The organism is Candidatus Poriferisocius sp. (assembly GCF_965204145.1).
Lineage (GTDB): Bacteria > Actinomycetota > Acidimicrobiia > Acidimicrobiales > Bin134 > Poriferisocius.
The window spans coordinates 2,615,663-2,640,296 of the sequence record NZ_OZ241977.1 but is presented as its reverse complement, the minus strand read 5'-3'; the positions used below and the strand labels follow the sequence as shown (position 1 = coordinate 2,640,296).

General features: G+C 66.1%; 23 protein-coding genes and 3 tRNA genes. 16 read left to right on the top strand and 10 right to left on the bottom strand.

The features are described 5' to 3' along the window. Positions 1-11 precede the first annotated feature (11 nt). The 3 genes from ACOGI7_RS12245 to ACOGI7_RS12235 are packed head-to-tail and all read left to right on the top strand — an operon-like array spanning position 12 to position 3,117. Positions 12-431 carry a Zn-ribbon domain-containing OB-fold protein gene (locus ACOGI7_RS12245; RefSeq protein WP_419849040.1) on the top strand — a complete coding sequence of 140 codons (420 nt, stop codon included), beginning with the start codon at positions 12-14 and terminating at the stop codon, positions 429-431. Further along, on the top strand, positions 428-1,954 hold the full coding sequence (locus ACOGI7_RS12240; protein WP_419849039.1) for a class I adenylate-forming enzyme family protein: 1,527 nt from the start codon (positions 428-430) through the stop codon (positions 1,952-1,954). The genes ACOGI7_RS12245 and ACOGI7_RS12240 overlap by 4 nt, the downstream gene beginning before the upstream one ends. Further along, entirely contained in the window at positions 1,951-3,117 is a 1,167-nt protein-coding gene (locus ACOGI7_RS12235; protein WP_419849038.1) for a thiolase family protein, read from the top strand. The genes ACOGI7_RS12240 and ACOGI7_RS12235 overlap by 4 nt, the downstream gene beginning before the upstream one ends. Here ACOGI7_RS12235 and ACOGI7_RS12230 read toward each other — a convergent pair whose 3' ends face one another. Continuing rightward, positions 3,118-4,008 carry a phosphotransferase family protein gene (locus ACOGI7_RS12230; protein ID WP_419849037.1) on the bottom strand — a complete coding sequence of 297 codons (891 nt, stop codon included), beginning with the start codon at positions 4,006-4,008 and terminating at the stop codon, positions 3,118-3,120. A 102-nt stretch (positions 4,009-4,110) separates the two neighbouring features. On the opposite strand from ACOGI7_RS12230, the gene ACOGI7_RS12225 reads away from it, so the two are divergent. Both ACOGI7_RS12225 and ACOGI7_RS12220 read left to right on the top strand, forming a co-directional pair. Further along, on the top strand, positions 4,111-5,295 hold the full coding sequence (locus tag ACOGI7_RS12225) for an MFS transporter (RefSeq protein ID WP_419849036.1): 1,185 nt from the start codon (positions 4,111-4,113) through the stop codon (positions 5,293-5,295). A 52-nt stretch (positions 5,296-5,347) separates the two neighbouring features. Then, positions 5,348-7,165 (top strand): FAD-dependent oxidoreductase, encoded by a 1,818-nt coding sequence (locus tag ACOGI7_RS12220; protein ID WP_419849035.1) that lies wholly within the window; start codon positions 5,348-5,350, stop codon positions 7,163-7,165. Positions 7,166-7,169: 4 nt separating this feature from the next. On the opposite strand, the gene ACOGI7_RS12215 is transcribed toward ACOGI7_RS12220, so the two are convergent. The 3 genes from ACOGI7_RS12215 to ACOGI7_RS12205 all read right to left on the bottom strand — a co-directional run bounded on the left by ACOGI7_RS12215 (position 7,170) and on the right by ACOGI7_RS12205 (position 11,022). Next, positions 7,170-8,390 carry a hypothetical protein gene (locus ACOGI7_RS12215; RefSeq protein ID WP_419849034.1) on the bottom strand — a complete coding sequence of 407 codons (1,221 nt, stop codon included), beginning with the start codon at positions 8,388-8,390 and terminating at the stop codon, positions 7,170-7,172. A 489-nt stretch (positions 8,391-8,879) separates the two neighbouring features. Beyond that, a complete protein-coding gene (locus tag ACOGI7_RS12210; protein ID WP_419849033.1) occupies positions 8,880-10,067 on the bottom strand; it encodes an alpha-hydroxy acid oxidase in 1,188 nt (395 codons plus the stop codon). Between the two features lie 7 nt (positions 10,068-10,074). After that, positions 10,075-11,022, bottom strand: coding sequence for a ketopantoate reductase family protein (locus ACOGI7_RS12205; RefSeq protein WP_419849032.1), 948 nt, complete (start codon positions 11,020-11,022; stop codon positions 10,075-10,077). Between the two features lie 86 nt (positions 11,023-11,108). Between ACOGI7_RS12205 and ACOGI7_RS12200 the strand changes: the two genes are divergently transcribed. From ACOGI7_RS12200 to ACOGI7_RS12190, 3 genes are read left to right on the top strand one after another with little or no spacing between them, the layout of a single operon-like run. Continuing rightward, entirely contained in the window at positions 11,109-11,810 is a 702-nt protein-coding gene (locus tag ACOGI7_RS12200; RefSeq protein WP_419849031.1) for a class II aldolase/adducin family protein, read from the top strand. A gap of 18 nt (positions 11,811-11,828) precedes the next feature. Further along, positions 11,829-12,296, top strand: a complete 468-nt coding sequence (locus ACOGI7_RS12195) for a VOC family protein (RefSeq protein ID WP_419849030.1) — start codon at positions 11,829-11,831, stop codon at positions 12,294-12,296. A 43-nt stretch (positions 12,297-12,339) separates the two neighbouring features. Continuing rightward, positions 12,340-13,392: an isopenicillin N synthase family dioxygenase gene (locus tag ACOGI7_RS12190; RefSeq protein ID WP_419849029.1), complete on the top strand. Its 1,053-nt coding sequence runs from the start codon at positions 12,340-12,342 to the stop codon at positions 13,390-13,392. 72 nt (positions 13,393-13,464) lie between these two features. Here ACOGI7_RS12190 and ACOGI7_RS12185 read toward each other — a convergent pair. The 3 genes from ACOGI7_RS12185 to ACOGI7_RS12175 form a co-directional block, all read right to left on the bottom strand. Beyond that, positions 13,465-13,540, bottom strand: a tRNA-Phe gene (locus ACOGI7_RS12185). 13 nt (positions 13,541-13,553) lie between these two features. Continuing rightward, positions 13,554-13,628, bottom strand: a tRNA-Asp gene (locus tag ACOGI7_RS12180). Between the two features lie 65 nt (positions 13,629-13,693). Further along, positions 13,694-13,766, bottom strand: a tRNA-Glu gene (locus ACOGI7_RS12175). 97 nt (positions 13,767-13,863) lie between these two features. On the opposite strand from ACOGI7_RS12175, the gene ACOGI7_RS12170 reads away from it, so the two are divergent. Continuing rightward, positions 13,864-14,328, top strand: a complete 465-nt coding sequence (locus ACOGI7_RS12170; RefSeq protein WP_419849028.1) for an NfeD family protein — start codon at positions 13,864-13,866, stop codon at positions 14,326-14,328. A 9-nt stretch (positions 14,329-14,337) separates the two neighbouring features. Then, positions 14,338-15,276 carry an SPFH domain-containing protein gene (locus tag ACOGI7_RS12165; protein ID WP_419849027.1) on the top strand — a complete coding sequence of 313 codons (939 nt, stop codon included), beginning with the start codon at positions 14,338-14,340 and terminating at the stop codon, positions 15,274-15,276. Between the two features lie 4 nt (positions 15,277-15,280). On the opposite strand, the gene ACOGI7_RS12160 is transcribed toward ACOGI7_RS12165, so the two are convergent. From ACOGI7_RS12160 to ACOGI7_RS12150, 3 genes are all read right to left on the bottom strand, one after another. After that, positions 15,281-15,760 (bottom strand): DUF2017 family protein, encoded by a 480-nt coding sequence (locus ACOGI7_RS12160; RefSeq protein ID WP_419849026.1) that lies wholly within the window; start codon positions 15,758-15,760, stop codon positions 15,281-15,283. Between the two features lie 61 nt (positions 15,761-15,821). Next, positions 15,822-16,130, bottom strand: coding sequence for an ATP-dependent Clp protease adapter ClpS (gene clpS / locus ACOGI7_RS12155; protein ID WP_419849025.1), 309 nt, complete (start codon positions 16,128-16,130; stop codon positions 15,822-15,824). Continuing rightward, positions 16,127-17,038, bottom strand: coding sequence for a COX15/CtaA family protein (locus ACOGI7_RS12150; protein ID WP_419849024.1), 912 nt, complete (start codon positions 17,036-17,038; stop codon positions 16,127-16,129). Before ACOGI7_RS12150 ends, clpS begins: the two co-directional genes overlap by 4 nt. A 133-nt stretch (positions 17,039-17,171) precedes the next feature. Between ACOGI7_RS12150 and ACOGI7_RS12145 the strand changes: the two genes are divergently transcribed. The 6 genes from ACOGI7_RS12145 to ctaD all read left to right on the top strand — a co-directional run bounded on the left by ACOGI7_RS12145 (position 17,172) and on the right by ctaD (position 24,633). Then, positions 17,172-18,074: a heme o synthase gene (locus tag ACOGI7_RS12145; protein WP_419849023.1), complete on the top strand. Its 903-nt coding sequence runs from the start codon at positions 17,172-17,174 to the stop codon at positions 18,072-18,074. Between the two features lie 108 nt (positions 18,075-18,182). After that, entirely contained in the window at positions 18,183-19,826 is a 1,644-nt protein-coding gene (locus tag ACOGI7_RS12140; protein ID WP_419849022.1) for a cbb3-type cytochrome c oxidase subunit I, read from the top strand. Continuing rightward, positions 19,826-20,422, top strand: coding sequence for a cytochrome c oxidase subunit 3 (locus ACOGI7_RS12135; protein WP_419849021.1), 597 nt, complete (start codon positions 19,826-19,828; stop codon positions 20,420-20,422). Before ACOGI7_RS12140 ends, ACOGI7_RS12135 begins: the two co-directional genes overlap by 1 nt. A gap of 6 nt (positions 20,423-20,428) precedes the next feature. Then, the gene (locus ACOGI7_RS12130; RefSeq protein WP_419849020.1) at positions 20,429-21,262 is read left to right on the top strand and encodes a hypothetical protein; all 834 of its coding nucleotides are present in this window, start codon (positions 20,429-20,431) and stop codon (positions 21,260-21,262) included. 34 nt (positions 21,263-21,296) lie between these two features. Next, positions 21,297-22,544 (top strand): cytochrome c oxidase subunit II, encoded by a 1,248-nt coding sequence (gene coxB / locus ACOGI7_RS12125; protein WP_419849019.1) that lies wholly within the window; start codon positions 21,297-21,299, stop codon positions 22,542-22,544. Between the two features lie 19 nt (positions 22,545-22,563). Next, the gene (gene ctaD / locus ACOGI7_RS12120) at positions 22,564-24,633 is read left to right on the top strand and encodes a cytochrome c oxidase subunit I (RefSeq protein WP_419849018.1); all 2,070 of its coding nucleotides are present in this window, start codon (positions 22,564-22,566) and stop codon (positions 24,631-24,633) included. Position 24,634 lies beyond the last annotated feature (1 nt).

The window sequence follows — 24,634 nt, the reverse complement described above, 5'->3', positions numbered from 1 at the left end:
GCAGATCACCGATGGAGGGGTTGACTGGCGAGCTTGAGGACCGGAGTCTACGCCCGCTGACCGGGGAATTCTGGGCCGCGGTCGACCGGGGCGAGTTGGTTCGACCGGTGTGTGCAGAGTGCGGTAAGAGCTTCTTCGTCCCCCAGTTCGCCTGCCCCTACTGCCAGAGCACCAACTGGGATTATCAGCCCAGCAGTGGCCGGGGCCAGGTATACAGCCACACCACCGTCCACCGTCCACCCACCCCGGCGTTCACCGCCCCGTATGTGATGGCCGACGTGGATGTGGAGGAGGGGTGGCACCTGCTCACTTGGATCGTGGACTGCGATCCCGATCACGTGGAGATCGGTATGGCGGTGAGCGTGCGCTTCATCACCGGCCCCGACGGCCATCGACTTCCGGCGTTCGCCCCTGACAAGGCCGCCCAGTGAACGTCGGATTGGCCTTCGCCCGCAACGCGGCCCGCCATCCCGGCGATCCCGCCATCTTCGGAGAGCGGGAGTTGACCAACCGCCAGCTCGACGAGCGCACCAACCGCATCGCCAATGCCCTGCTGGAAGCCCATCGCCTGGGCAAGGGCGACCGGGTGGCACTGCTGGTGGCCAACCGCCCTGAGGTGGTGGAAGTGCTCGGGGGGATCACCAAGGCCGGTGGGTGCTATGTGGGGCTCAACTTCCGACTTGGCCCGGTGGAGCTGGAACAGGTGTTCGACAACGCCGACCCGACCCTTGCCATCACCGACACCGAGCACCGCGACCAGCTCGAAGGATTCGACCTGCCGGTGATCGACATCGACCGCGACCTCAACACCCTGATCGACTCCGCCTCGGCGGCGCCCCCCGACACGCTGCATCAGATCCGCCCCAAAGACGACTTCTGCATCGTGTACACCAGCGGCACCACAGGGCGGCCCAAGGGGGTCCACTTCGACCACGCCCGGGTGCTCCAGCACGCCACCGTGGCCTGCCTGGAATACGAGATCGACCGCCACAGCCGCTACCTCATCCAGATTCCCCACAACTCCAGCGTGAACATCACCATCCTGCCGTGCTTGATCATCGGCGCGGCCCAGGGGTTTGTCGACAGCCGCAACTTCGATCCGGTGCGCTACGCCCGCCTGGTGGAAGACCATGGAGTCAGCCACTCGTTCCTGGTGCCCACCCAGCTCATGCGCCTGCTCGACCGCTTGGAGCGGGCCGATGACCACAAGCTGGGGTCGCTGCGCACGCTGGGGTACGGCTCCTCGCCCATCTCTCCTGACCGCCTGGCCGAGTTGGTGGAGCGCTTCGGCCCGGTGTTCAACCAGCTCTACGGCATGGCCGAGATCGCCTCCATCGGCACCATCTTGCGCAAGGAAGACCATGTGCGGGGCTTGCAGGAGCGGCCCGAACTGCTCTCGTCATGCGGGCAGCCGTCGTACGCGGTGGACGTTCGAGTGGTGGACCCCGACGGCCGGGACGTCGCGGTAGGCGAGCGGGGTGAGGTCATCTTCGGCGGTCCCCATGTGATGAAGGGCTACTTCCGAGACCCCGAGCGCACCGCCGAGGCGCTGCGAGACGGGTGGATGCACAGCGGCGACGTGGCCGAGATTGACGACGAGGGCTTCATCTACATCGTCGACCGGATGAAGAACCTCATCATCCGCGGCGGGCTCAACATCGCCCCCACCGAGATCGAGAACGTGCTGTACCGCCACCCCGCTGTGCTGGAGGCGTCGGTGATCGGCGTGCCCGACCCCGAGTGGGGCGAGGCCATCGTGGCCGTGGTGGCCCTCAAGCAGGGGGCGTCGGCCGACGACCAAGAGCTGCGGCTGTGGTGCCGCCAGTCGGAGCTGACCTCCATCAAGATCCCCGAGCGGGTGGAGTTCACCGATTCGCTGCCCAAGAACGCAGTCGGAAAGATCGCCAAGGAGGAGCTGCGAGCCCGCTATTGGGGAGAGGGCCGGAGGGTGTGAGCGGCGCCCATCCGCTGCACCGAGTGGCCATCGTCGGGGTGGCGGCCACCGAGATGGCCCGCCAGCTCGACACCACCTCGGCGGAGGTCTCCCTTCGGGCCGCGTTGGCTGCCCTCGATGATGCCGGGCTGGGCGTGGCTGATATCGACGGGGTGGCCGCCCGCTGGCCCGGACCAGGAGGAACCGTCTTCCAGCCCGGCTCCGCCGACTGGGCCGAGGTATTCGGCCAGCCGCTGCGCTGGGTGTGCGATACCTACCCTCAGGGAGTGCCCGGTGCGCTGGACGCCGCCGCCGCGGTGGCCGCCGGTTTGTGCGAGACAGCGCTGGTGTTCGGCGGCCAGGCCGGGGTCATGGGCGGGTCGGCGGTGGCCGACTACACCCGGCCCGACAACGAGTTCATCGCCTGCTGGGGATCGCTCACCGCGGCCCAGTTCGCCCTAGTGGCTCAGGTGTACCGGCACCGTTTCGCCCCCGACCCCGAACAGATGGCCGCCATCGCCGCCGCCATCCGCAACGCCGGGTCGGCCAATCCGGCCGCGGTGATGGCTGGTCGGGGCCCCTACACCGCGGCCGATGTGCTGGCCTCTCCCATAGTGGCCGAACCGTTCTGCCTGCTCGATCTCTGCTTGGCCACCGAGGGGGCCGCGGCCATGGTGATCACCACCGCTGAGCGGGCCCGGGACCTTGCCCAGCCGCCGGTGGCCATTCTGGGCGGGGGCGCAGAATGGCACCGTCAGCAGTACGTGAACCCGCCCCGCTACGACGAGGTGTGGAATCTGGGGGCCGACGCCGCCCGGCGGGCGTTCGAGCTAGCCGAGTTGAGCCCCCAAGAAGTGGACGTGTTCGAGCTCTACGACATCAACACCTACGAGGTGGTACGCCAATTCGAGATGCTGGGCCTGTGCACCGAAGGCGAGGGGGCCGACTACCTGTGGGACGCGGGCATCGGCATCGACGGCCGCCATCCCCTCAACACCGACGGCGGCCTGCTCAGCTACAGCCACATCGGCTGGGGCGGCCCCACCCTCAAGATCGTCGAAGCAGTGAGGCAGCTCCGCGGCACCGCCGGCCCCAGCCAAGTCCCCGACGCCGAAGTCGCTCTTGTCAGTGGTGCCGGCTCCGGCGCCCAATACCACAACACCATGATCTTGGGCCGGGGCTAGCTAATCCGCGGCCCAGGCCAGTTCTGTCTGCATGGCCTCCTCCCCGCGGCGGCCGATGGTTAGCAGCCGGGGGTCGTGGGAGCGGCCGTCGAGCCAGGCTCGGATGGCCCGCATTGATGCGGTGAAGGAGCGGACTCGTTCGAATCGGGCGGCATATTCCAGCCGCTCCTGGTCGAGCGGGCGACCGTAATCGGTGGAGTCTTCGATGCTGCACCAGCCGGAGAAGCGGCGGGTGAAGGCCACATCGCACATGGGGTCGCCGGGCCAGGCCCGCTCCCAATCCAGAATGCCGCCTAATTCGCCCGGTCCGATCCAGCTCAGGTTGGCGAATCGAAAGTCGCCGTGGCACCAGACTGCGGGGTCGTCGCAGTCGGGGCGGTGCGATCGCAGCCAATCCAAAGCGGCCTCAAATTCGGGGTGGCGGTTGGGAGCAGCCCGCCGGTAGACGGCCTCGGTGTGACTCAACTCGGCGTCGAAGGCCTCGGCCACCGTCATGGGTGCGGTCAGATCATGCAGCTTGCCCAGCGCCTGGGCCGCGGCCGCGATGTACTTCGAACGCTGCTCGGTCACGTCGTCGAGCCGCAACACTCCGCCCGGCATCCGGGTGTGGACGCCGAACGGTCGGCCGATGGGGTTGTCGGCGTCGGGTTGCACGGCCAGCACTGCCGGCGCAGGCACCACCCCTTCCACTCGGCGGAGGTTGGCCGCCTCCACCTCCGGGTCGTAAGGGTCGAGCGAGCCGCCCTGAGGCGCCACCCGCACGATTACGTCGTCCACCGCGAGCGTCACCCACGAGAACCCCCGGTCTAGGCGTTCGACTCGGGGCACAGCGTCAACCCCGTCGAACACCTCGGCCACCGCTTGTCCCACCGCTGGGGGTGACAAGTCCACCAGTGGAGCGTACCGGGCCGACTGGCAGTCGATGGTTGCTCAACCACGAGGCCACTTATGCCGCCCAGTAACGTCGCCCGAAGTGTTGGGTGGGGGAAGCGCGTGAGCGCACAACCGGGAACTGGCCGAGGCCCGGCGGTGGTGGCGGCCAGCATGCTGGCGCTGGGCATCGGGTCAAGCCTGGGCTTTTTCCCCGGCTATTTCGTTGCTGCGGTGCGCGATGACCTCGGCATTTCCCGGGCCCAGGTCGGGCTGCTGGTGAGCCTGCACTTCGGCTGCACCGGTTTGGGATCGATCATCGGAGCTCGCATCACCGAGAAGATCGGAACCCGCACTGCGGTGATTGCCGATCAATTGATCGTGGCGGTGGCTGCTTGGTCCGCGGCTCTTCTCGATAGCTATGCCGCTTTGATCGGGGCCGCAGTGTTCGCCGGTTTCGGCTACGCCCTAACCAACGCGGCCACCAATGAGGCGGTAGCCGCCGCAGTGCCGGAAAACCGCCGCACGCTGGCGTTGTCGGCCAAGACGTCGGGAGTGCCGACGATGGCGTTTATGAGCGCAGTCTTGGTGCCCTGGGCGTCCGACCGCTGGAGTTGGAACCTCATCCTCATGATCGGCGGCACCATCGCCGCCATTAGCGCGCTCATCGCGTCAGCCGTCATTCCCGATATTCGCTCTTCTCGTCTGCGGTCGTCGCGCCAAGGATCGGTCCTTCCCCATGGATTCTGGTGGTTTGCCGTATCGGCCTTCTTCTTGGTGGGCTCCTCGCAGCCGCTGTTTTCTTGGGCCGTGCCGTACTTGGACGAGGGGCTGGGCACCTCCAAACCGGTGGCAGGCGCTATCGCCGGGATAGCGGCCGGTCTCGGCGCGGTTTGCATGTCGCTGACCGCATTGCGGGCCGACTATCTCGGGCGAACTCGACGGGTACCCCTCATTGTCGGGCTGTGCTCGGTGTTGACCGCGTCCATTCTGGTGACCATGAGCGGTCTGACGTTTGGGGTGGCCGTGGCGACCATCGGGCTGTTTATTGGCTTCATCGTCCAGTTGGCGGCCATTGGGATCATGCACGCCGCGGTGGTCGACCGGGCACCTCAGGCCGTGGCCCGGGCCACTGGCGTCACGATGACCGGCTACTACATGGGCGCGCTGGCCACTCCGGTGAGTTTCGGCGCGCTGGTGGACTGGCTCGGCACCTACACCTGGGCCTGGCTGGTGATGGCCCTAGGCAGCGCAGCAGCAGCCGCCTGCTTCGCCCGGGCCAACCGAGTGGGCGACGTTGTCTCTTGACCAATGGCCGCATGACAGCCAAGCTCGCTGACGGGTTCCCCAGGTTGAGGCAATGAGCTACAAGCACGTTCTGGTGCCGATTGAGATCAATGGGCTGGAGATCAAGAACCGGGTGGTGCGTACTGCGCACGGCACCAACATCGGCCAAGGGCGGATAACCGACGAGCTGATCGCCTACCACGAGGCCCGGGCCGCGGGCGGGTGTGGGCTCACCATCTTGGAGGCGGCATCCGTGCATCCCACCGACATGGGCACGCTGTGGCTGCACGATGCGTCGGTGGTGGACGACTACCGGCGGCTGATGGCTCGGCTGGGGCCCTACAACATGACGGTGTTCCAGCAGCTTGGCCATCTGGGCTACGAGGGGGTGACCGCCGATGGTGGCCCCCCGTGGTCGGCGTCGGAGATGGCCGGTCCCAGCATCCGCCGCCCGGCCAAGGCCATGACTGCCGATGACATCGCCGAGCTCACTGATGCGTTCGCCCAAGCGGCCCGGTGGAGCGTCGAGGGGGGTGTCCATGGGGTGGAGGTCCACATCGCCCACGGCTACCTGCTCCAGCAGTTCATGTCGCCAGCCACCAATCAGCGCACCGACGAATACGGCGGCCCGTGGGAGAACCGCATCCGTATGGCTCGAGAGGTTGTTGGCGCGGTGCGGACAGCGGTTGGCCTCGAGATGCCGCTGGGAGTACGGGTTGGATCAGAGGCGGTGGGCGACGGGGGAGTCACCGAGCACGACTGTGCCGAGTTGGTGAGGGTGCTGGCTGACGACGGCCTCATCGACTACGTGAACCTCACCTACGGAAGCTGCCTTCGGCCCCACAAGATCATGGGCGGGATGCACGAGCCGCCCGGCTACGAGTTGGAGGCCGCTGCTCCGGTGGTGGCTGCTGTGGATCTGCCCGCCATCGTCACTGGCCGGTTCCGCACCCTGGCCGAGGCCGACCAATTGATCGCCGAAGGAGTGGCCGACATGGTGGGCCTCACCCGAGCCCACATCGCCGACCCCGACCTGGTGGCCAAGAGCATCGACGGCCGAGAGGCCGAGGTCCGCCCCTGCATCGCCGGCAACGACGGCTGCGTCGGCGGCCTCAACCGGGGCCGCCTGTCGTGCGCGGTCAACCCCGCAGTGGGCCGTGAACTGGACCTGTCCCCGCTCCAGCCCAGCGCCCAGCCCCGAAGGGTGGCTGTGGTGGGCGGCGGACCCGGTGGCATGGAAGCCGCCCGCTTGGCTGCTATCCAGGGTCACGATGTGGTGTTGTTCGAGGCCCGCGCTTGCTTGGGCGGCGCCGTCCGGCAAGCCCAGAAGCTGCCCACCCGGAGCTTGCTGGGCGACATCTGCGACTGGCAAGAGCGAGAGTTAAACCGACTCGGCGTCGATGTGCGGCTAAGCCAAGCCGCTGATGTCGAGGCAATTGCCGCTGCCCGCCCCGACCTCGTAGTTGTGGCCACCGGTGCCATCGGCGGCGAACTCCCCGACATCAGCACAATGCCAAAGGGCGCCACCGCCGTGGTCGACGACCGCTTCGGCGGCTACGAAGCCCTCGGACTCGCCGAGTGGCTGGCCACCCAGGGCCTAGTCGTAACGGCGACCACTCCCGGCCGCCGCATAGCCGCCAACGCCCTGCTCGACCTGGTAGTCCAACCTGCCTTGGAGCGCCTCCAAGCCCTCAACGTCAATATCCAAACCAAAGTCGACGCTCCGCCCGAGGCCGACCTCACCCTCACCGTGGCCAAACACCCCTACGACCCCCTATCCACCGATCTCGCCAGTGCCGGCCTCAAAGTCCAAGTCATCGGCGACGCCCGCACCCCCGGCACCATCCTCACCGCCATCGCCGACGCCCATGGCACTGGCTTCAGCGACTGAACCCCTATTGGAAGGACACGAACACCGAGTTGGGGGTGAGGTCTAGGACTTGTTCTGGGGTGGCCATGGGGGAGTCTTCGTCGTAGAAGTTCTTCCAGCCCCAATGGAACTGGTCGGCGTCGGCCATGGTGGTCAGGGCGTTCCAAGTGTTGTATTTGGCTTGCATGGAGCCTTGGCCGTCCATGTGGATGAGAACCGCCAGCTCGGGGGGAGTCTCGATGGCTTCGCGGTTGGTGATCATGGAGTAGCGGAATTGGTGGAGGATCAGCAGCTTCTGGGGCAGGGCTTCCTCCCGGACCACTCCGGCCAGCCATTCCACGACCCGGTTGATCTCGGCCGCGTCCACCGTGCCGATCTGCTCTAGGTGTACCTGGTGGGGCTTGAGCCTCCACTCCGGATCGAGGGCCAGACCCACGTGGGGAAGGCGGAGGAATTCCTCGTAGACTTTCGCCTGCGTCAAAAAGTCGCTTCGTCCCGACTGGAGGTCCAGCACCACGTACATGTCGTTGGCGGCCGCGGTCTCAATCCATGGCCTGATCACATCCCGGGCGGTCATCGCCGAATAGTCCCCGTCGCTGCCCGCGCTGGCCGATGCAACGGTGGTGATGATCTCGAAGGCGGGCAAGATCACTGAACCGTCGGCGTCGTATCCCTCGGCGATGGATTGGAGGCGCTCGACGCCCTCCTCGGGACCCTGTTCACCCAGCACGCCAAGGCTCGATGTCGACGGGTGGCCGTAGACGGCCACCATTCGGCGATCGAAGCCGGCATCGAACATGAGCAGGCCGCCCCCGGGAAGCTGACGGTCCCGGCGGATCGCCTCCAGCTGCCACGGTGCGTCGTCGCTGAGGCCTGGAGCCAGCACCACATCTGAGGCGTCGCGGATCGTCTTCATGGCCTGCGGGGAAAGGGCCCGGAGGTCGCCGGTGGCGACGATCACCGTGTTGCCGATCTGGTGGCCGTGGGCCGCCAACGTTGCCGCCTGCTCGTCATCTGGCACCAGCCAAACGCGCCCTGGCACCGCTGTGGGGGCCGGGGTTGCGGTCGGCACAGCGATGGAATCGGCCGAGGCGTTGCGGCTGCCCTCTTGATCGAATCCGACAGGTGCCAGTCCAGCCCCAGACGCTGAAGGACCTCCTCGTGTCGTCGCCACTGCCCCGACAATCGACGAGGCCGAACTGGAACCGCTGGCCAGGCCGTCCTCGGATATGGCTGACGTGTGCATCTCCGTTGACGCCTTCCCTACAGGCAGGCACGACGATGCAACCGCCGCCAAGGCAATGACACCAACGAGCCGGGCCACTCGGCAGCCGGTCATGCTCTTGGATTTGGGGGCTCGGGCACCTGTCGCAGAACCCAACCCGCAGGGGTGGGGCCGAGGGCTATTTCGCACCAGTGGCTCCTTCAGATTTCCCCAGGCCTTGGCGCCAATCAGCGCAGAGCCTGTAATGAAATCCGCATGCCCTGGTCCGAATCCGAGTTATCGGATTAAGTACCCCCTACAAAGCGGCAGGCAACATGCTAGCGCAACAGCACGTATCCCGGAAGGGCAATCGACAAGATTCCCATCGCGCCCGCCGCGCGGGCGGGATGACCTAGGAGTACTGGCCGCGTGGAGTTGCGCCTACTGTTCGGCGGTGCCGAGGTAGGAGGCTTGGAGGTCGGGGTGGGCGAGGAGGTTCTTGGCGGTGGCAAGTGCCAGAAGTCCGCTGGCTTATTTCGCCACCAGATCGGGGCCGATGTCGTCGAAACGGGGGCGGCCTACCAGGGCCAACGTGCGGTCGATGTCGTTGCGGTAGATGTCGAGCATGCGGGCCACCCCGGCCTCGCCGGCTACCGCCAATCCCCAGAACCAGCTTCGGCCACCCATCGCAGCTTGGGCGCCCAGGGCCCGGGCCTTCACCACATCGGATCCCCGCTGGCATCCGCCGTCCACCAGTACCTCGGCTCTGTCGCCCACCGCCTCGGCGATCTGTGGGAGCACGGCGAAGGCTCCCGGCACCGAGTCGAGCTGGCGTCCGCCGTGGTTCGACACAATCACCCCGTCGGCGCCCCAGTTCACCGCGGCCTCGGCGTCGGCCACCGTGGTCACCCCTTTGATAAGCAGCGGTCCGTCCCACTCCCGCCGCAGCCACCCCAGGTCGTCCCAGGTGCGGGACGGGTCGGCTAGCTCTCGGTCGACGTAGGCGCCGATGGCACTGGCATCGTCGCCGATGCCCAACTCCACCAGGCTGCCGAAGGTGATGTCGGGGCCGGTCACCAGTTGGCGCAGCCACCGCAGCCGCCGGGCGGTGTCCAGCGCGCTGTTCCACCGGATGCGAGGGGGAAGCGACATCCCATTGCGGAGGTCGCGCTCCCGCTTGCCCACCACCGGCACGTCCACGGTCAGCACCAGTGCCTCGTAGCCCGCGTCTCGGGCTCGGCTCACCAGCGATCGCACCACCTCGGGGCTCTTCCATAGATAGAGCTGGAACCACCGCCGGCCGTCGGGGGCGGCCGCCGCGATGTCTTCCAGCGAATAGCCCGATCCGGTGCTCACTGCGAACACCGTGCCCGCGGCGGCAGCCGCCCGGGCCGCGGCCAGCTCGCCGTCGCGGTGGACCAGCGTGGCCAAGCCAGCGGGCGCAAGCAGAAACGGCAGCGAAACCGGTTGGCCCAGCACGGTGGTGGACACTTCTCGGTCGGCCACGTCCACCAGATAGCTCGGGGCCAGATCCACTTTGTCGATGGCAGACCGGTTGGCGGCGATGGTCAACTCGCCCTCGGCGCCGCCCTCCACAAAGTCGAACACCATCTTGGGCAGGCGCCGTCGGGCCTCCTCCCGGAAATCGTTGTAGGTGTGCCACCGGGCAGCCCCCTTGGGGGCCCGGGCCAGCATCCGGCTCAGCTCACGCAGCTTCATCGTCCCGTCATCCTCCGGACATTGCCGCGGCCAGCAGCCGGGTGACGGCCCGCAGGGTGGGCACCTCGAGTCGGTGGCCGTCGGCGATCGCCACCAGGTCGCCGAACACCGCCTGCAATTCGAAGGGCCGCCCCCGGTCGATGCTCTGCAAGATGGACACCCGAACCTTGGTCTCCCCGGCCGCCTCCATGCCCTCACCCACGGCTTGGAGCCGCCGATGGGCCTCAGCCCGGCTTTCCTGGGTAAGCGCCCGTATTTGGAATGGCCCGTGCCCGTCGATCAGCTCCACGCCCTCCGCCGCGGCGATGGCCGCTCCCTCGCAAGCCAGGTCGAAGAACACGTCACGGGTCTCGGGCAACAAGAAAATCCGGTGGTACACCAGCCGAGTCAAGCCCACCACCCCCATGGCCGCGGCGGCCAGCACCCCTTTGGACCACAGCGCGGGGGCGATGTCGTCGTGGACCTCCAGCTTGCGTCCCGGCAAGGCCGCGGCGATGGCCGCCGCCGTGCCCGGTGTGGTCCTCGGCAGGTCGCCCAGCAAGGTGGGGCCGTCAAAGGAGTGAGAAGCGTGGCCGGGCTCGCCCAGCGTGCCGCCCACCAACGACACACAGCCCACTGCGGCGGCTCCGAATCGGGCCGACAGCGGCTCGGCTTGGCGCACCCCGTTCTGGACGGAAAAAGCCGCTTGCGCCGAACCCCGATAGCCGCCCAACAGCTCAGCGTTGTCGAACGCCTTGCTGGCCAACAGCAGAATGTCGCAGTCGCCCGCTTCGGCTGGGTCGGCGATCGCTCGAACGGCGACCGGAGGCTGGTCGTCGATCCTCAGCCCGCTCCGATTCACCGCTTCGGCGTGGGCCGGTCGGGCCACCAGGGTCACATCGGCACCTGCTTCGGCGAACCATGCGCCGTACACCGATCCCAGCGCTCCGGCCCCCAGCACTACCACGGTCGTCATTGAGGCTGCCCTCGATTGGGGCCGCAATCAGCCGCCCCCGAGGTTTCACACTGGCGCTGTTCCATTGATGCCGTACTCTAGGGGGCATGAGCACCTCCGAGAGCGAAGCCAGAGAGATTGTGAACGACATTGTGTTGGCTTGTCGGGCCCTGACCGTGAGGGGGTGCGACACCGGCATCGGCGGCCATGTCAGCGTGCGGGTACCCGGCGAGGACGCCTTCTGGATCAACGCCTTCGACCGGACGCTGGGCGAGATCACCGCCGACGACGTAATGAAGCTCGACTACGAGGGCAACCTGCTGGAGGGCAACCGGGAGGTGAGCCTGGGCTTCGAGTTCCATGCCGGGGTGTATCAGAACCGCAACGAAGTGAACGCCATCGTTCATAGTCACGGCCGATGGATCACCGCGCTGGCCTCCTTGGCCCGCCCGTTGAAGATGCGCCACAACCTGTGCTGCATCTTCCACGACGACCAGGTGCTCAGCCCCGACGACCGCTTCGAGTCCATCGGGCCGGCCATCGAGACCAACCACACCGTGATCATCCCCTGGCATGGGGCCATCTGCGTGGGACCCACCCTGGCCCGGGCCGCCGCCCTTCACGCCACCCTGGAAGACCAGGCCCAGCTCGACGTGATCCTTGAGCCCACCGACGCCCCCGAGATTCCCGAGCACTTACGGCTCGGGCTGAAGAAGCTGGTGGACGACCAGGCTGGCTACCTAGAGCAGACCTGGACCCTCATGCGCCGCCAAGGCCAGCGCCACCTGGAGGCCCATCCCACCGGCTAAGCGCAGAGTGGATCACCTATGGCTTTGATAACCGACCCATTCCATACCGGCATCGTGGTGGCGGACGTCGAGGAGTCCATGGCCCATATCTCGGCCGCCACCGGGCTCACTTGGCACTCCTTGCAATCCCTAGACCTGGATCTGCTGGTGGAGGGCGAGGTGGTGTCCACCAGCGTGCAATTCTCCTACACGGTGGAAGGCCCGGTGCAGATCGAGCTGGCCGCCGGCCCGAAAGGGTCGTTCTGGGATTTCGACCTCTACGGCGGTCTAAACCACATGGGCTATTGGACCGAAGACCTCCACGCCGATATCGCCGCGCTCCAAGCTGGGGGGTGCGAGCTGATCTACGGCGGGGCCAGCGAAGACGGTGGGCTTCAGGGGTTCGCCTTTCTGGTTCCCCCCACCACCGGCCTGCGGATCGAGCTCATCGATGTGGCCATGCGCCCCGCATTCGACAACTGGTTCGCGGGCGGGGAGTTCGGCTGATCTCATTCTGGGGGCCTCAGATATGACCACTACGCTGAACAACATGACCGCTCCGGCCGCGTTCGATCAGATCCCCGTGGTGGATCTCGGCCCTCTGTCGGGAACCAGGGCCGAGCGCGAGGCCCTGGCCGAGGAGCTGTGTCGGATCTGCCATGAGGTCGGCTTCCTATTGGTGGTGAACCACGGGGTCTCCGACGACCTGAGCGACAACATCTTCGCCATGCTGCGGAAGTTCTTCGCCTTTTCCGAAGAGCAGAAGAAGTTGATCGACAAGCGGCGCTCCCGCCACTTCCGGGGCTGGGAGCCGGAGGGGGCCGAATACACCAACAACCGCCCCGACATCCGGGAGCAGATCGACTGGTGGACCGAGTGGCCCACCGAGCCCAAAGACGTCGAGCCCGATTACCTGCGGCTTTTGGGTCCCAACCAGTGGCTGCCCGATGGGCTCCTGCCCGGCCACCAAGAGCTCACCAACCAGTGGTTCGACGAGCTGGGGGGCTTGGCCAACCGCCTCTTGGGGGCGCTGTCGGTGGGGCTGGGGCTGGGGGAGGATTACCTGGAGCGGTTCTTTGGCGCTCAAACCATGTCGCTGGCCAAATTCATCCACTATCCCCCCACTCCCGAAGGCGCGGCCGGGGTCAACGCCCACCGAGACACCGGGTTTTTGACCGTGCTCGACCCCGGACCCACCGCCGGGCTGCAGGTGCAGAACCAGGACGGCCAGTGGATCGACGTGCCTTCAGTGGATGGGTCGTACGTGATCAACCTGGGCGAGACGCTCCAGGCCATGACCGGCAACTATCTGGTGGCCACCGCCCACCAGGTGATCACCACCGAAGAGCGCTATTCAGCGGGCTACTTCCACGGCCCGTCGCTGGACGTCGCCCTGGCCCCGCTGCCCCTGCACGACCGCTTTGCCGCCGCGGTGGCCGCCAGCCCCCACCACCACAGCGCCGGCTTCATGGCCAGCATCTCCGAGACCGAGGCCGGCGTGGCCGACATGTCCAGCTCCTACCGCCCCTCCACCTACGGCGAGCAGCTCTGGAACTACTTCTCCCGCAGCTACCCCGAAAACGTCGCCACCCACTACGGCTGACAGACGGGCACCACGCAAAGGGCACGGCCCGGAGCGGGGTTGGGCTTCGCTCCGGGCCGTTTGGGGGGTGGGTGGTGGTCGGGACCGGCGTCGATCCGGTGACCTTCCGCTTTTCAGGCGGACGCTCTGCCAACTGAGCTACCCGACCATGTTCTGTTGTGCGGTCCCGACGGGATTTGAACCCGCGACCTCCGGCTTGACAGGCCGGCGTGCACTCCAAACTGCACCACGGGACCTTGTTGTCGCTGCCCCGGAGGGCAGATTTGTCGCCACCCGTTACAAAACGAAGCGCCGAACGTTGCACCCCCAACGGGATTCGAACCCGTGTTACCGCCTTGAAAGGGCGGCGTCCTAGGCCGCTGGACGATGGGGGCTCTCGACCCGCGAGGGCCGATTTACGTTAGCAGCCCTCCTTGACGGAACCGCATTGAAAAACAGATACCATGATCCCTACCGCGAAAGGAGCACGAGGTGGAGAACGAGGTCTGGCGCTGGCTGTGGACATGTTCCGCGGTGGTCTTCTCCCTGGCCGAGGTGTTCACTGCCGGGTTCTTCCTGCTCCCCTTCGCCATCGGTGCCGCCGCGGCCGCGGTGCTGGCCTGGGTGGACGCCCACATCCTCTGGCAGTGGCTGGTCTTTTTCCTGGGGAGCGCAGTCAGCTTCGTCTACTTACGCCGGTTCGTCCGCCGTCTGGACGACGACAAGCAGCCCCGAGTGGGGGCCAAGCGGCTCATCGACGCCCATGGCAAGATCATCGAGCGGGTGGACGACGACGAGATGACCGGTATGGTGAGAATCGGGGGCGAGGAGTGGCGGGCAATTTCCGCCGAGCCCATTGAAGTCGACACCCGGGTCATGGTCACCGACATCGATGGCACCCGTTTGGTGGTCGTTCCCGCTCCCCAAGAGCAAACAACAGAGAGCACAGAAAGCTAGGTAGCAGTCATGGAAGCCGTGGTCGCCCTATTCATCGTCATCGCGTTAGCGCTCATCCTGATCGCCGCGCTGGGAATCCGCATCATCCGCCCCTATGAGCGGGGCCTCATCGAGATGCTGGGCCGCTATCAGCGCACGGTGGACTCGGGCCTGCGGTGGATCCTCCCGTTCGTGCAGCGCATCAGCAAGGTCGACATGAGAGAGCGGGTCATCGACGTGCCTCCCCAGGAGGTCATCACCAAGGACAACGTGGTGGTCACGGTGGACGCGGTGATCTTCTTCGAGGCCACCGACCCGGTGAAGCTCAAGTACAACGTGGGCAACTTCCAGCTCGCGGTCACCAAGCTGGCCCAGACCAACCTGCGTAACGTGGTCGGCGACCTCGACCTCGATGCTGCCCTCACCTCCCGAGAGCTGATCAACGGCAAGCTGCGCCAGATCCTCGACGACGCCACCGACAAGTGGGGCACTCGGGTGGTGAGAGTAGAGATCCAGCGCATTGAGCCGCCGCCCGATGTGACCGAGGCCATGCACCGCCAGATGAAGGCCGAGCGCGACCGCCGGGCCATCGTCACCGAAGCCGAGGGCGACAAGCGCTCAGCCATCTTGCGCTCAGAAGGTCTCAAGCAAAGCCAGATTCTGGAAGCCGAGGGCGAGGCCGAGGCCATCAAGCGGGTGGCCGACGCCGAGCGCTACCAGTTCGAGACCGTGGCCTCCGGTGAGGCCAATGCCATTGAGCTGATTTTCGGCGCCATCCACACCGGCGACCCCACTCCCGACCTCATTGCCATCCGCTATCTGGAAGCACTGAAGAGCGTGGCCGACGGCAACGCCACCAAGATCTTCTTGCCCCTCGACACCAGCGGCCTCACCAACGCCATGGCCTCCCTCTCGGAGATCGCCCGAGCCGGCCAAGGCGAACCGGCGACCCGGGCCGTCGAGGAGTAAGCAGCTACAGCTCGGAGGCCGACGCCTCCACCAGATGCTCCAGTAGCCAGCCCAGGTACCAGTAGGCCGACCGGGCCACCGCTTCGGGGTCGTCGCTTTCCGGATCGTCGTCGTACTCGTCGTCCTCGGTCACTTCCAGGCGCGTGCCCAGCACCAACCGGATGTCGTTGACCGCCCCCATCCAGGCGGCCAACTGCTCTTGATCCAAGACGGTGGCCTCGGCCAACTCGGCCACTATGTCCAGGCGGGCCAGCCGCTTCGACACCAGATCGTCACGCACCAGCTCTCGGTACTCGGCCTCGGCTTCGGGATCATCGGGCCGAGCGGTGGGGAACAGGCGGGTCAGCATCTCGTCGCCCGGGTCGTCGGCCAGCAGCCCCCGCAGATCAGGCACGATGGCGGCGATGAGCGCTCGTTCCTCGTCCCGCAAGTCCAGGCTGTACGTCCCGTCCCCGATGGGCACTATCGGCTGCCGCGGCGCCATCAGATTCTCGTCCTCAAAGTGCGCCTAGACACCGAGGCGGGTCCGTCGGATAGGGCGAACATCAGTCGTCGTGCTCCATGGTGGCCCACAGGCCGTGCTCATGCAGTCGGAAGACGTCCATCTCCGCCTTCTCTTTGGGTCCGTCGGACACCACGGCCCGGCCCTTGTAATGCACGTCCAGCATCAACTGCGTGGCCTTCTCCTTGCTGTAGCCGAACAGCTTTTGGAACACGAAGGTCACATACGACATCAGATTGATGGGGTCATTCCACACGATCACTTTCCACGGCCGGTCGGGCCGTACATCGGTGTCATCGGCGGGCTGCCTTACCTCCGACGGGGCAATCTCGACGGGGGCTGGGGGAGTCATGCCGGAACCGCCTGGGCGATTTCGGCCTCGGCCCGCACCAGCGGACCCCTCGCATTGAGCCAGAAGAACACGGTGGCAATCCACAGTAGGGCGGCGCCCGCGATGTGCGCGCCCACCAGCAGCACTGGCACGCCGGTGAAGTACTGGACATAGCCGATGAGACCCTGGGCCAGGGCCACGCCCAACACGGTCCGGCCCCACAACTGGGCTTGCTCGGGAGCGCCCCGCTGCCGAAGCCACCACACCATTCCGGCCAGCACAACCAGCAGCGCCACCACCGTGCTCCCATGAATCTGGGCCACGTCTCTCACGGCCACATCGATGCGCTCGGCATCCTCATCGCCGCTGTGCGGCCCCGCGCCGGTGACAATGGTGCCGGTCACGATCACCACCGAGGTGAGCGCCACCACCCCGTTTCCCAGCCAATGGGGGCGGGGTCTCGGCTCGCTTTGGTGCTGGTCGTTTTCCGAGGCCCGCCACAGCAGCACCACCGCGTTCCACAGCAGCACCATCGACAGCAAGAAGTGGCCGATCACCAGCGCCGGGGGCAGTTCGTACAGCACAACCAGGCCACCCAGCACGATCTGGGCCAGCACTCCGGCCACCAAACCCCACGACAGCCACACCAGATCAGCTCGCCGCGGCACCCGCCAGTGGGAGCCCAACACGGCGGCGATGACAATGGCCGATACCAGACCGGTGATGAGCCGGTTGATGAACTCGATCATGGCGTGGGTCTCCAGCGGGGCGACCAGCTGGTCGTTGTCACACGCCGGCCAGTCGGGGCAGCCCAACCCCGAGCCGGTGAGCCGGACCGCGCCTCCGCTCACAATGATCAACGCCAAAAGGGCCAATGCCCAAACGGTGATCTTGCGATAGGCAGCGGGGGAAACCCGGGGTTTGATCACGCTCCGAATTGTACGGGTCGCCTATGACAGGCAGTCATCCCGAACCGGTGTTTTCGCAGGCCGGTGACAAGGACATCGACCCCTTGCCGATACCTTGGCCTGCCCAGCGCCGAAACCGTACTCTTGGCTGGTCATGGGTGTTGCCCAGCTGTCTCCTCGCGATCGGACGCGCTCGGTACGGGCCTACGTTGCCCTCACCAAGCCCCGCATCATCGAACTGCTGCTGGTGACCACGGTGCCCACCATGGTGGTGGCCGACCGGGGCATCCCCTCGGTGTGGCTGATGGTGGCCACCGTCGTCGGCGGCACGTTGGCCGCCGGAGGGGCCAATGCCATCAACATGTACGTGGACCGCGACATCGACCGGCTGATGGAGCGCACCAAGAACCGCCCCCTGGCGACCGGGGAGATCGCCCCCCGTCGGGCGCTGGTCTTCGCCATTGTCTTGGAGGTTCTGGCCTTCGTCTGGCTCTGGGGGTTCGTGAACCTGCTCAGCGCGGTGCTGGCCGTGTCGGCCACCGCGTTCTACGTGTTCGTGTACACGCTGTGGCTCAAGCGCACCTCTACCCGCAACATCATCATCGGCGGGGCCGCCGGCGCCGTTCCGGTCTTGGTGGGCTGGTCGGCGGTGACCAACAGCCTCGACTGGGCACCCTTGGTGCTGTTCGGCGTGATCTTCTATTGGACGCCACCCCACTTCTGGGCCCTGGCCATCCGCTATCGGGACGACTACCGGGCGGCAAACGTGCCCATGCTGCCGGCGGTGGCCAGCACCCGCACCACTGCGGTGCGGATGATCGGCTACACCGTGGTTCTGTGGGGGTTGTCGGTGCTGTTCAGCGCGGTGGCCGAGATGGGGCTGGTGTACTTGGTGAGCGCCTCGGTGCTGGGCGCGGTGTTCTTGTTCTACGCCGTCCAAGTGCTGCGCACCCAGGCGACCGCCTCGGCGATGCGGCTGTTCTCCTACTCCATCACCTACATCACCCTGCTGTTCGCCGCGATGGCAGTCGACCAGGTGGTCCGCACCGGTGTTTAACGCAGATTTCCGCCGACCCCAGATGCCCATTGGGCAGAGTTGTCTGATGCAAGAAACGTTCTGGGCGATGTGTAAAGTTCCGACGCACACCCGCCTTCGTGGAGCACGATGACTCTCACCGAAACGAGGCCAGAAGCAGAATCGGTCGCGGCAGGCGACGACGTGAGGCCGGCGACCCAGTCGTCGGCCCCCCAGTGGACCCCGCCCACCGGCTTGGCTCGAATCCTGAGCACTGGCGATCACCTGACCATCGGCCAGATGTATGTGGTCTTCTCCTTGCTCCTCTCGGGGCTCGCCCTCGCGCTCGGGATGCTGATCGGGATCGAGCAAGCCGATATCGACGGGGGCTTCGGCGTCTTCTCCAACGCCAACGAACTCTTCCAGATGTTCGGCCTGTACCGGACCACGCTGATCCTGTGCGGGCTGGTGCCGTTGTTCCTGGGGTTGGCCACCGTGGTGATCCCCCGGCAGCTCGGCGCCTCTTCGGTGGCCTTCCCCCGAGCGGCCGCCGCGGCGTTCTGGACCTGGCTGGTGGGGGCCATCGCCCATATCGCGGCCACCTTCTCCTACGGCGGTCTGGGCTCGTTCGAAGCCGACGCCGCCCGAGGGCAGTCGGTGGAGCTCACCGTGCTGTCGCTGGGCATGATCGGGCTGGGTTTGCTGGTCGGTTCCGGCGTGGTCTTCGCCACCCTGGTGACCCAGCGCCCCGCGGGGATGGATCTACTCCAGGTGCCCGCGTTCTCGTGGTCCATGCTGGTGGCCACCGGAGTGTGGCTGTTCTCCCTGCCGGTGCTGCTGGCCAACCTGGTTGTCTCCTGGGTGGACATGCGGGGGGCCGACGCCCTGCGCTTCGGCGGCGGAGATGCGCCGTTCGAGATGGTGGCGTGGGCGTTCGACGCTCCCCAGGTGTACGCGTGGACGATCCCGCTGCTCGGCATCGTGGCCGAGGTCTTCACCTCTGCCCACCGCAGCAGCCCCAAGATGTTCGAGCCCATGGCTTTCATCGTGGGGGCCTTCGGGTTCTTGTCCTTCGGCGCCTGGGTGCAGAGCTTCTTCGACAGCGCCGACCCGCTGGCCAACGACGCCCATGTCGTGACCAGCGAGGTGCTGTTCACCGCGTTCTCCTTGGCGGTCGCCCTGATGGTGGTGGCCTATGGCGGATGGCTGGCGTTCAACGCCTATTCCGCCGGGCAGCGCCCCCAGATCACTCCGCAGTTCGCCTTGGTCGTCGTCTCCGGAGCCCTGTTGACGGCGGCAGCGGCGGCCGGCGTGCTGCGGGTGGCCGAACCCGCATTGGGCGTGCTGCGGGAGGCCGATGGCGACATCTGGCGGGGATTCTTCGACGCCATGGACGACTTGGAGGGCTCCAGCCTGGTCACCGGGATGATGAACTTCGCGGTGCTGGGCGGGCTGCTGGCCGCGGTGGCCGGTCTCTTCCACTGGGCGCCGCGACTGCTGGGCCGCCGTCTCAATGCTCCGTTGGGTTTCTTGTCGGTGCTGCCGCTGGCCGGAGGGTCGATCCTTGTGGGGGCCACCGATGCGCTGAGCGGATTCTTCGACCAGCCGGCTCGGCCGTACCACACCGGTCGCATTGGGGATATCGATGCCCTCGGTTTTGTGGAGGCTCTGAACGTGATCGGGTTGATCGGCTACATCGCCGTGCTGGGCGGCTTGGCGTTGGTGGCGCTGAATGTAACCCGCAGCTTGACGTTGCCCGCCTCGACCGAGACCGACCAAGGGGAGGATGCCTGATGGCCGATATCGCTGTCGGGACGCCTCTGGCCGCTCCGCTGCCTCGCCAGCGCACCCTGCTGGTGGGCACCGTGTTCGGCACCGCCGCGTCGCTCATGTACTTCGCCGCCCTGCTGGGGGTGTACCTGCGGGAGCGGGCCGATGCGCTCTCCGGTGGCGGGGAGTGGATCCCGTCGGGGGCCAACATCCAGCTCACCCAGCCCACGGTGGCGGCGTGGACCATGCTCATGTCGGTGGTCACCATGCAGTGGGCGGTGTACTCCATCGCCCGGGACGACCGCCCCCACGCCATCATGGCCACCGCGCTGACCACGCTGTTCGGCCTGTCGGTGGTTATCACCACTTCGTTCCAGTACACCCAGATGGGCCTGGTGGCCGACGAGTCGATCGCCGCCGTGTTGATCTACACCATCTCGGGGTCGCATCTGGCCATGATCGCCATCGGCCTGGTGTTCCTGCTCCTCATGGCCTTTCGGGCGTTGGCTGGCCAGTACAGCAGCCGCCAAACCGACGGGTTCGTGGCCGCGTCCATCTATTGGTACGCCGTTGTATTCGTCTATGTCGTCATCTGGACGGCGATCTTCGTGCTGAAGTAGGCCCTGGTGTTCACGCCCGGCTTCCGTTTGTTCTTCGGCTTCACCCTCGCCGCGGTGGCCGCCGCCGCCGTCTACGGCGTGGCTAGCGGCAGCGCGGGCGAAACCGAGTATTTCGCGGTGCTCAACGTGGAGACCTGGGTGGGCGTGCTCAGCCTGGGCTACAAGGGGGGCATCGGCGATCACGTCGGCTATGTGGTGCTGATGGGCTTCGCGGTGCTCTCGGCGTTGGTGGCCCTGTTCTTGGTGGCCTTCCGCGACGCCGACGCCGAGTCGGTGGGCGAGTTGATGGACGATGGCAAGACTCCCGAGCCGCAGGCCGACCTGGAGGCCAACTACTGGCCGGCAGTGGCCGCCTTCGGGGTGGGGGCCATGATTGTGGGGCTGGTCACCCACGCCACCATCTTCGTGATCGGTCTGGTGATCGTGGGGGCGGCGATTTTCGAGTGGATGCTCACGGCGTGGGCCGACCGGGCCACCGCCGATCCGGTGGTCAACCGCAATCTGCGCAACCGCATCATGCGGCCGATCGAGTATCCGGTGACCGCGGCGCTCGGTGTGGCGGTGCTGGTGCTGGCCCTGTCCCGGGTGCTGTTGACCGTCTCCCAGTTCAGCGCGGTGATGGTGGCCGGAGTGGTGGCCACCGTGATCTTCTTGATCGCCGTGGTATTCGCCGTCGGCCCCAATATCAGCCGGTCGGTGATCGCCGGCACCGTGGCTGTGATATGTGTCGGCGTGCTGATCGCCGGTGTGGTCACCGGAGCGATGGGGTCGCGCGACTTCCACCACAAGGCACCTGCGGCCGAGCACGGGGAACCCGCAGCAGAAGACGGAGACCACTAGTGATGGCGCCGAGACCAATGAGGGGCGGTGCCCAATGAGCCGGCAAGCCAGGGGCCTGGTATGGCTGTCGAGCCTGCTGATAATCGCCGGCACCATCGCCCTGATCGTGGTCGCCATCGTGGCCGACAAAGACCACCCGCTCTCCACCCTGTCGCCGGTCGGCCGTCAGGGACGGGACATCGCCGAACTCATCAACCCCATCTTCATCGTGGCCGGTGTGGTGTTCTTTCTTATCCAAGGCGCGGTGCTGGCCCTGTGGTGGCGCTATCGGGTGTCGGGCTCTGATACCGGCGATGGCGAGTTCGGCTACTACGACGACGAAGAGTTCCCCGAACAGACCCACGGCAACAACCGCCTCGAGATCGCCTGGACCATTGTGCCGACCATCCTGTTGGCCGTCATCTCGGTGTTCACGCTGGTGGCTCTGTTCGCGCTCGACGACGTGAAGGCTTCCGACGAGGATGTGGTGGTCACCGTGATCGGCCAGCAGTGGTGGTGGGAGTACCAGTACCACCTGGACGGCGACACCGACTCCCCGCCCGACTTCGTAACCGCCAACGAACTGGTCATCCCCGTCGGAGTGGACATCGCCCTGGACATCAAATCGCGCGACGTGATCCACTCCTTCTGGATCCCCAAGCTGAACGGCAAACGCGACGCCGTGCCTGGCCGCTCCCACGACTGGGTGATCCAAGCCGAGGAGCCCGGCCGCTTTCGCGGGCAGTGTACGGAGTTCTGCGGACTGTCGCACGGCTACATGAAGATGGTGGCCGTGGCCCTGCCGCCGGCAGAATTCGCCCAGTGGAAGAACAATCAGAGGACGGCTGCGACTGCTCCGGCCGAAGGTACCTACGCAGCAAAGGGTTTGGATACTTTTGAAACTCAATGCGCGAGCTGTCACGTCATTGTCGGGCTCACTAGCAGGGGCGGAGAGCTTGATAGTTGGAATATCTACGGCGAATTCAACGGCGGCAACGCAGGTTCTTACTTGGATCAAGAGACCCTGGTGGCCGGGGCCGCTCCCAACCTGACCCACCTGATGACCCGGGGTACGTTCGCCGGGTCGGCGTTCGATCTCTATTTGGATGCCGGCGACCATATCCCGTATCTGGAACTGGCCGAAAAGGGGACGCTCAACCGGGGCGAGTTGGAGGCTTGGATCTCCAACGCCCCCGAGCGCAAACCAGCCGATGCCGCCGACAAACGGGGCATGCTCGCATTTCCCGGCTTGAGCCCCGAAGACATCGACAATGTCGTTGCCTTCCTGTCCACCCTCGACTGATTGTGATTGCGAAGAGCCGATGACCATCACCGACCGCACGATCACCGCCCCCGAGGAGACCCTCGCGCTGCCAGCGGGTCCGGCCATTGCCCATCGCCCGCTCGGCATCTTCACCCGGCCCCAGGGCAGCGAGGGCTGGAGGAGCTGGCTATTCACCGTCGACCACAAGCGCATCGGCATCATGTACGGCGCGGCCGCCCTGTTCTTCTTCCTCGTCGGCGGCGCCGAAGCCCTGTTCATCCGGCTCCAACTCGCCACCCCCAACGGATCGGTGATCGGGGCCGGCACCTACAACGGCGTGTTCACCATGCACGGCGTGACCATGGTGTTCCTGGTGATCATGCCCATGGCCGCCGCCTTCGCCAACTACCTGCTTCCCCTGCAAGTGGGGGCCCGAGACGTGGCCTTCCCCCGTCTCAACGCCTTCAGCTTCTGGTGCTTCCTAGCCGGCGGTCTGCTGCTCACCTCCTCGATCCTGGTCGGCGGCTGGTTCCAGAACGCCCCCGACGGCGGCTGGTTCGCCTACGCCCCCAACACCGGCCTGCTCTTCTCACCCTCCAAGGGCATCGACTTCTATGCAGTGGGTTTGCAGATACTCGGCATTGCCTCGCTGGTCAGCGCCATCAATTTGATTGTCACTGTCTTGAATATGCGAACGCCGGGGATGAGCTTCTTCCGGATGCCGGTGCTCACCTGGATGCTGCTCATCACCCAGTTCCTGTTGCTGTTCGCCCTCCCGGTCATCACCGTGGCCCTGTTCCTGTTGATGTTCGACCGGCTGTGGGACGCCAACTTCTTCAACGTGGAGGCCGGGGCCGATCCGCTGCTATGGCAGCACCTGTTCTGGATATTCGGCCACCCCGAGGTGTACATCCTGATCCTGCCCGCTTTCGGGATCGTGTCGGAGATCATCCCCACGTTCTCCCGCAAGCCGCTGTTCGGCTACCACTTCATGGTTGCCTCCGGCATCGCCATCGGCTTCATGGGCTGGGGCGTGTGGGCCCACCACATGTTCACCTCCGGTGTGGGACCGCTTTCGGTGGCCGCGTTCTCGGTGTCAACCATGTTCATCGCCGTGCCCACCGGGGTGAAGATCCTCAACTGGCTGGCCACCATGTACCGGGGTCGATTGCGATTTACCACCCCCATGCTCTACGCCGTGGGCGTGGTGTCGATGTTCACCATCGGCGGGCTCTCGGGGGTGACCCACTCCATCGCGCCGTCCGACACCCAGCAGACCGACACCTATTACATCGTGGCCCACTTCCACTATGTGATCTTCGGCGGGGCGCTGCTCGGGCTGTTCGGCGGCTTCTACTACTGGTGGCCCAAGGCGTTCGGCTACAAGCTCAGCGAAGCGTGGGGCAAGGCCAGCTTCTGGGTGATGCTCATCGGGTTCAACTTCACGTTCGGACCCATGCACATCCTCGGCTTGCAGGGCATGTCCCGGCGCATCGCCACCTACCGAGCCGATGAGGGCTTCGCGCTGTGGAACATGGTGGCCACCATCGGAGCCTTTGTCATCGCCGTCGGCGTGGCCATGTTCTTCTGGAATGTGTACGTGAGCACCCGGAATTGGCGGCGGGCCGGTCGACCCGACGTGGGCCCCGACCCGTGGGATGCCCGGGGGCTGGAATGGATGACCGCCTCCCCGGTGCCCGAGCACAACTTCGATGAGGACATCGAGGTGGATCGCCTTGACCATTTCTGGCACCGCAAGTACGGCAAAGACGAGAGCGGCCGGATTGTGAGGGCCGCGACCGCCGAAGAAGTTGCCCACGACGGCAGCAACACCAACGTTCACCTGCCGTCCCCGTCGTACTGGCCCATCGTTTTGGGCGGGGGCATCCTGCTGGTGGGCTACGGCCTCATCTACAACCTCTGGCTGGCCGCCGCCGGGCTGATTTTCTTGGTGGGGGCCATCTACGGCTGGATTCTGGAGCCGGCCGACGATCCCGATGCCGCTGGCCACCACGACGACCACCATGACGATGACGACGACCATGGCGACCCCGACAGCAACGGCGGGCCCAGCGGCAACGGCGAGTCGGCGTCGGCTGAGACCGAGGAGGCTGCGAGCGTTGGCTGAG

Bases quoted from the DNA above. Each gene is read 5' to 3' on its own strand.
- ACOGI7_RS12190 (WP_419849029.1), top strand. From the start codon at position 12,340: ATGACCGCTCCGGCCGCGTTCGATCAGATCCCCGTGGTGGATCTCGGC.
- ACOGI7_RS12145 (WP_419849023.1), top strand. From the start codon at position 17,172: ATGGGTGTTGCCCAGCTGTCTCCTCGCGATCGGACGCGCTCGGTACGG.
- ACOGI7_RS12215 (WP_419849034.1), bottom strand. From the start codon at position 8,390: ATGCACACGTCAGCCATATCCGAGGACGGCCTGGCCAGCGGTTCCAGT.
- ACOGI7_RS12220 (WP_419849035.1), top strand. From the start codon at position 5,348: ATGAGCTACAAGCACGTTCTGGTGCCGATTGAGATCAATGGGCTGGAG.
- clpS (WP_419849025.1), bottom strand. From the start codon at position 16,130: ATGACTCCCCCAGCCCCCGTCGAGATTGCCCCGTCGGAGGTAAGGCAG.
- ACOGI7_RS12165 (WP_419849027.1), top strand. From the start codon at position 14,338: ATGGAAGCCGTGGTCGCCCTATTCATCGTCATCGCGTTAGCGCTCATC.
- ACOGI7_RS12140 (WP_419849022.1), top strand. From the start codon at position 18,183: ATGACTCTCACCGAAACGAGGCCAGAAGCAGAATCGGTCGCGGCAGGC.
- ACOGI7_RS12245 (WP_419849040.1), top strand. From the start codon at position 12: ATGGAGGGGTTGACTGGCGAGCTTGAGGACCGGAGTCTACGCCCGCTG.
- coxB (WP_419849019.1), top strand. From the start codon at position 21,297: ATGAGCCGGCAAGCCAGGGGCCTGGTATGGCTGTCGAGCCTGCTGATA.
- ctaD (WP_419849018.1), top strand. From the start codon at position 22,564: ATGACCATCACCGACCGCACGATCACCGCCCCCGAGGAGACCCTCGCG.
- ACOGI7_RS12160 (WP_419849026.1), bottom strand. From the start codon at position 15,760: ATGGCGCCGCGGCAGCCGATAGTGCCCATCGGGGACGGGACGTACAGC.
- ACOGI7_RS12135 (WP_419849021.1), top strand. From the start codon at position 19,826: ATGGCCGATATCGCTGTCGGGACGCCTCTGGCCGCTCCGCTGCCTCGC.
- ACOGI7_RS12200 (WP_419849031.1), top strand. From the start codon at position 11,109: ATGAGCACCTCCGAGAGCGAAGCCAGAGAGATTGTGAACGACATTGTG.
- ACOGI7_RS12195 (WP_419849030.1), top strand. From the start codon at position 11,829: ATGGCTTTGATAACCGACCCATTCCATACCGGCATCGTGGTGGCGGAC.
- ACOGI7_RS12210 (WP_419849033.1), bottom strand. From the start codon at position 10,067: ATGAAGCTGCGTGAGCTGAGCCGGATGCTGGCCCGGGCCCCCAAGGGG.
- ACOGI7_RS12205 (WP_419849032.1), bottom strand. From the start codon at position 11,022: ATGACGACCGTGGTAGTGCTGGGGGCCGGAGCGCTGGGATCGGTGTAC.